At 60.8% G+C, this 5,398-nt stretch carries 4 protein-coding genes and 1 pseudogene; all 5 read right to left on the reverse strand.

Features of this window, described 5'->3' with window-relative positions; all coding sequences use genetic code 11:
- Window positions 1-225 precede the first annotated feature (225 nt).
- Window positions 226-675 carry a putative T6SS immunity periplasmic lipoprotein gene (locus GJV78_RS22175; RefSeq protein ID WP_230979216.1) on the reverse strand — a complete coding sequence of 150 codons (450 nt, stop codon included), beginning with the start codon at window positions 673-675 and terminating at the stop codon, window positions 226-228.
- On the reverse strand, window positions 669-1,217 hold the full coding sequence (locus GJV78_RS22180) for a type IV secretion protein Rhs (RefSeq protein ID WP_155110241.1): 549 nt from the start codon (window positions 1,215-1,217) through the stop codon (window positions 669-671). The genes GJV78_RS22175 and GJV78_RS22180 overlap by 7 nt, the downstream gene beginning before the upstream one ends.
- A gap of 410 nt (window positions 1,218-1,627) precedes the next feature.
- Window positions 1,628-3,371 (reverse strand): annotated as a pseudogene (locus GJV78_RS24055) (OmpA family protein).
- Window positions 3,372-3,374: 3 nt separating this feature from the next.
- Window positions 3,375-4,013: a type VI secretion system protein TssL, short form gene (tssL, locus tag GJV78_RS22190; RefSeq protein ID WP_407929081.1), complete on the reverse strand. Its 639-nt coding sequence runs from the start codon at window positions 4,011-4,013 to the stop codon at window positions 3,375-3,377.
- Window positions 4,014-4,024: 11 nt separating this feature from the next.
- The gene (tssK, locus tag GJV78_RS22195) at window positions 4,025-5,365 is read right to left on the reverse strand and encodes a type VI secretion system baseplate subunit TssK (protein ID WP_155110243.1); all 1,341 of its coding nucleotides are present in this window, start codon (window positions 5,363-5,365) and stop codon (window positions 4,025-4,027) included.
- Window positions 5,366-5,398 lie beyond the last annotated feature (33 nt).

Raw genomic sequence — 5,398 nt, forward strand, 5'->3', positions numbered from 1 at the left:
CGGCCGCTGAAATGCTCCACGTCCAGGGCTGAAGCGCAGGAAGGAATATCCAGCCGGTAGCGGTTCAGGCTGGCGTTAAATAACTCTTTGACGGGGTCCATCAGACTCACAATAATCACTCCTTAATTACAGTCATTGCGCCTGTTTCTCACCTTGCGGGCGCATCTTTGCCTGCTCATCAGACTACGGCGCAGGGCAAATCGGGTTTCGTCACAGTAACGACGCTTACCGGGTTATTTCCTTGTTTGTCAGCGGAACAGCATAAACCCGGCCATTTGAAAGGCCGACTCCCGCAACAAAGGTTCGTGCCGGTTTATTCGTAGCGGAAGAATGCAAAATAGTTTCAACAATAAAGGGAACGGATGAACTGTCGGGGAACGGATAAAAAGACGGAGGTATACATAGCCATCCGTTATCCACGCGCAGGGGCGGATATTGGGTAAATGTTTGCTCGCCAGGCGGCCTCCCTCGCGGATTAATCGCAATATAGACCGGCTGATAATCTTCCGCCTCAGGGATCGTAAAACAGATCTTTTCGCCTTTTTTACTGACATAAGCGGTCTCATCCGGCCGCAAATAGTCACCGCTTCCCGTTCCCGGACATCCCGTTAGCAGCGGCAGACAGAATAAAAGCGGAAGGCTGGCTCCCTTACTAAAGCACTGCGGTTTTACCATGGAAACCCTCGTAATGCGTTGCGATACAGTTGCCGTATTACCGGTTCCGACGCCTCCCCCCTGTACGTTACTTCCGGTTGATGTTTCATCCGCAGGCGCTCCCACTCTTTATATCCCAGCTTCTGCAGTACAAAATTATCCGCAATGATTTGTGCCTGCTGCTCCATGGGATATTCACTTAACAGCCGCCCATCCAGTGTATAACTATAGCTTACGGCCCAGCTTACTAAGCCTCTGCCAATAATGTTAACGCCCTTTTCTCGTTGCCAGACGTGGCCCATTTCATGAATAAACAGATGCTGGAGATCGACGGTCTCCTGAGAAAAATCATCCCGATACCAGTAGCGAAAATAGAGTTCGCCATTCGGCGTCATCACCGCATATTCGTTCTGCAGATTAAGCGGTAAATAACTTCCTTTATGGATCCAGACCTTATGGTACGCAATCGTGGAGATAAAAACAGACTGCGCCAGCTGTATCTCACCGGCGGTTAATCGCCTGAGACCACCGTCCTTTAATTTGTCGTCCCTCTTCTCAGTCATAATCAAACCTCATGGAGATAGTTTTTACCCCGGTCGGACAGCCGGCCGCCGGCTTCGCTCGTTAAAATGACAGATTGCCCGGCGTCCATCGCCGCAGCGTAATAGCTCTACCGGTCCTTCCGCGCCGGTAGAATACAACGCATATACGCCGCGATCGGCCTATGCGGGCACGCTACCGCCCATCGCCTTTCCTTATGCAGCAGGGGCCAGGGCGCACTGGGCCGATCTCAGGTTGTGAATGCGTTGCTGAGCGCCCCCTCCGGCAGACGCTCAGCAACGTTCTGCGAACAGATAAAGCCGTCCGCCCGGAACCATTACCCTGAAGTATTTGTGGTGAAAGATTTCACCTGTCCGGATACTGCCTGGCCTCTGGCCGGTCCGCCTGATATAAGCCGGACCGGCCATCGGGGCTACTCCACTAAGTTTTCACCCTGCAGTGGCGCAGAGGGCTGCTCCGGTAACCGACAGGCTCCCGCCTGCGGCACCAGGCTGATTTCGACCCGGCGGTTGAGCGCGCGCCCCTCCGCCGTGTCATTGGTGGCGACTGGGCGGCTTTCGCCGTAGCCCTGCACCGCNATTGGTGGCGACTGGGCGGCTTTCGCCGTAGCCCTGCACCGCAAAGCAGCTCTCCGGCACGTCGCCGGTGTCGCGCATCCAGTCGCGCACCGCGCCGGCGCGCTTCAGGGAGAGCGCCTGGTTGGCCCGCTCGTCGCCCGTGCTGTCGGTATGGCCGGCCACGACAATCAGCCAGCCCGGCTTCGCCCGGATCCCTACCAGCGCGTTAACCAGCACCTTTGTTGAACCGGGCTTCAGCCGCCACTGCCCGGAGTCGAAGAGCGACATGCTGTCCAGCTGTATCGTCTGTGGCCCCTGCACAACCGTTGTAATTACCGGTCGCGGCGGCGGCGACCAGCTGTTGATAGCCGCTTCCAGCGGAGGGATTAAGCGCATCCCCTGATACAACCCAAGGCCATAGCGCAACGGCTCGCCGCGACGCAGCCACTCATCCAGGCGGCGGCTGTCGGCGCGCAAACGCTCCTGCGCCTGCAGCTTCGGTGCCACCGGCGTGCCGCTGAGACGATGATAGAGCGCCAGATGATCGCCGACGCTGCGGATCAAACGCTGGTTATTAATAAAGGAGGCGGCCATCGCCAGCGAAAGGAAGACAAAAACAAGGGCGCCGACCAGACGGATATCCTGCATCCGACGGCTGACGCCGTGGCGACGCGGCAGAAAAGGCAGCAGAACGTCCGGCAGCGGCAGCGGCGTTGCGGTGGCGCTGTAGCCGGGAGCGAGCGTGGTGACGTCGGCAATCTGCCTCTGCCAGAGGTTATCCGCACTGCCGGCGACCGTCGCCAGGCAGACCCCGGTAGCGCAGAAAGTCAGCGGAGGAAGCTCGCCCTGGCGAGCGTTAAATAACCGACCAATCCGCTGTTCAAGAAAAGCCAGCGCGCCGTCCAGCCACAGGGCGGTATAAAACCGGGATGCGTCAGCCCCAACCTCCTGCTGCCAGCTGGCGACAGGCTGCGCAACCTGCCCCTCCGGACGCACCCGTACGCCGGGCAGTTCCGGCGTCACGGTAAACCACTGGGCCGCCGCTTCACGGCGACTATCCGGCGGCGATATCCAGGTCACGCTCCAGACGGGCGGCAGGCCGTTCAGCCACGTCCGGCACTGCACGATGCTTCGGTGCCAGCCGCGCAGGCTCTGCGCCAGACGCTCTTCGGAAGTTTGCTGTTCCGGCAGGACGGCCAGCAGCACGGAAATCTGCGACACCAGCGCCGGGCGCGCCGCGGCGAGATGCTGCGCCAGCAGCGGCAGCTGCCCGGCATTTTCCACATGCAGATACCAGCCCTGGCGGGATTCGCGGTAAGGCATACCCGGCATAAACAGAGCAGCGGTATCGCCGCAGACCAGCACCACCGCCCCCTGATAATCCTCCGGCGGCAGATGATTCTCCGCTAGCTGCGCGCTGACGGCGCGACGCCGCCGCGCCTGCCGCCATCCGCGCCACAGCAGCGCTCCCCCGATCAATAAAATAGACAGGCTGAGCACCACCCGATTCCAGTTCGAAAGCGGCCAGAAGCCCCACACCAGCCACAGCGCCAAAAGCGAGGCAAGGAGGGTCAGCAGCGTACGGGAAAAGTCGCGCATTCGTTATCCCCGCTCCGCTATTTGCGACACCATCTGCGACAGTAGCGAGGAGAAGGTGAACCACATCGCCGCCAGCACCGCCGCTCCGGCAAACCAGCCCAGCCAGTACAGGCGACGACCGCTGCGCAGCCGTGACGCCCTTACCACCACCGGTGCCTCCTGCGTCAGCGGGAACGGCGGCACGCGCTCGGCGAGCGCGCGTACTATGTCCTCCCGCTGTTCATCATTCTGCGCCCGATACTGTCCGACGAAGCCCAACTGCAGCGTGCGGTACAGGCAGGTTAATACCGCGACGTCCGGCGCTGGCTCCCGCAGGATCGTGCGGATACGCTCCCACAGCTCCTCACCGGCGTTCAGCGTGCTGAAAAAGTGCGCCTGCAGCGGATCCCGACGCCATTTACGATAGCCGTCGTCCTGCCTGTCGCGGTTGAGGACGCTCTCATCCAGCAGAGCACACCAGGCGTAGAGCATCCTCTCGCGGCTCTGCTCGCTAAAGCCGGCTTCCGTCAGCGACGCCCGCGCGGTGGTTACCCACTCGCAGGCCCGACGATAAAGCGCATCGCCGTCGCTGATTTCCTGACCGCTGCGGAGCTGGCTGACCATCAGCCAGCCGGGATAAAAGGTTTTATTAATTATTTCCATCCTGATGTCGTTCATGAGCGCAGCACCGCAAACAGTTCAAGTTTCACTTCGCCAAGGGATTCCGGGGTATAGAAGGTGCAGTTCCCCGCATCCAGCATGGCGCGGGCCGCCGCCGTGGTCAGATCCAGCGCAAAATACTGGTTTTCCAGCCGCAGCGGGATGGCCGCCGGGACGTGGCTGAGCGGCTTAATCACCATGCCGCTCAGCGCAATATTGACGACCTCTGAGACATCATCGTGGCTGCCGGCCTTGCACAGCTGTGGAAAGCGCGTCTGCAGCTCGTGATTCGGCAGCGCAGAGCGTACCGAGAGATAGAAATCCGCGCCTTCGCGCAGCCGTGCGTCATGCAGTTTTCCATGCCAGATCTCGCGATCCTTGCTCTGCTCCAGCTCGATAGCGATAACCCGCGATGGCAGGCTGGCCTCAAGTAAAGCGTCCAGCAGGGTAAACAGCGGCGGAAAAACCTTTTCCGGCGCGTCATGCTGGTAAAGCGGAATGTCATCGGCGTTATGCTCAAGGGAAAAGGTCAGCAGGCTGCCTGCAAGCCGTGCCAGCTCACGGTAGAGCAGCTCCGGGTGGCGGGACGGCGTCTGATGCAGCTCCGTCAGCACCGGTTCGGCGCTGTTCAGGGCGTTCAGCAGCCAGAACAGGGAGACGTCCGCCACGGCAAAGTCCGCCATCCGCTCGTTGCTTTCCCGACGCATCGCCATCAGCCGCTTGCGGCGGGCCTGCAGGCGGTGCAGCAGCTCTTTCAAATCACCGACCAGCGCCGGGCTTGCCGACAGCGACAGTAAGGGGGGAATAAAACGCCGATCCTGGACCCACTGCCCCTGGGCGTTATGCATCAGCCTTGCCACCGGACAGGTCAGCCAGGCGCTGTTTTCCTGAGTAGACAGGCGAAGGGTCAGCGCATGACGCAGCACCGCCAGCTCGCTGCGCTCATGCCCCGCCAGCTCCTGAACGATTACCCGCTCCGACTGCCAGCGTCGCGGTCGGGCGCTGTCGCGCCCGTCATCGAGGTTGCCGCCGTTGGCGTTAAGCAGCGGCAGGCACAGCAGCACCTCAACGCTCTCCTGCCCTACGGCCGACAAATCACAGGCCGGCGGCAGATTGTCGGCCAGATCGGTATCAACCAGCGTCCCGTCCGCGAAGCGTACCGCCAGACGGGTGGCGTTCAGACGGGAAAGTGAGAGCGCGCCGTCATCAAACTCGGCGTACAGGACGCCCCACGGATGGGCCAGCGCCATCCGGGAAACGATATCGGCAACGTGCGCATCCCAGCGTGCCTGCTGTTGAAACTGCTGCGGAGCCAGAAAAGCCCCGTCATCCCATAGCGGGCGGTATATTTTCATCGCACCTCCTGTGCCTTATGCTTTGGCCTTCGG

Source organism: Intestinirhabdus alba (assembly GCF_009711095.1).
GTDB lineage: Bacteria > Pseudomonadota > Gammaproteobacteria > Enterobacterales > Enterobacteriaceae > Intestinirhabdus > Intestinirhabdus alba.

Coding starts and splice junctions, on each gene's coding strand:
- GJV78_RS22180 (WP_155110241.1), bottom strand. CDS start 1,217: ATGACTGAGAAGAGGGACGACAAATTAAAGGACGGTGGTCTCAGGCGA.
- GJV78_RS22175 (WP_230979216.1), bottom strand. CDS start 675: ATGGTAAAACCGCAGTGCTTTAGTAAGGGAGCCAGCCTTCCGCTTTTA.
- tssK (WP_155110243.1), bottom strand. CDS start 5,365: ATGAAAATATACCGCCCGCTATGGGATGACGGGGCTTTTCTGGCTCCG.
- tssL (WP_407929081.1), bottom strand. CDS start 4,013: ATGGAAATAATTAATAAAACCTTTTATCCCGGCTGGCTGATGGTCAGC.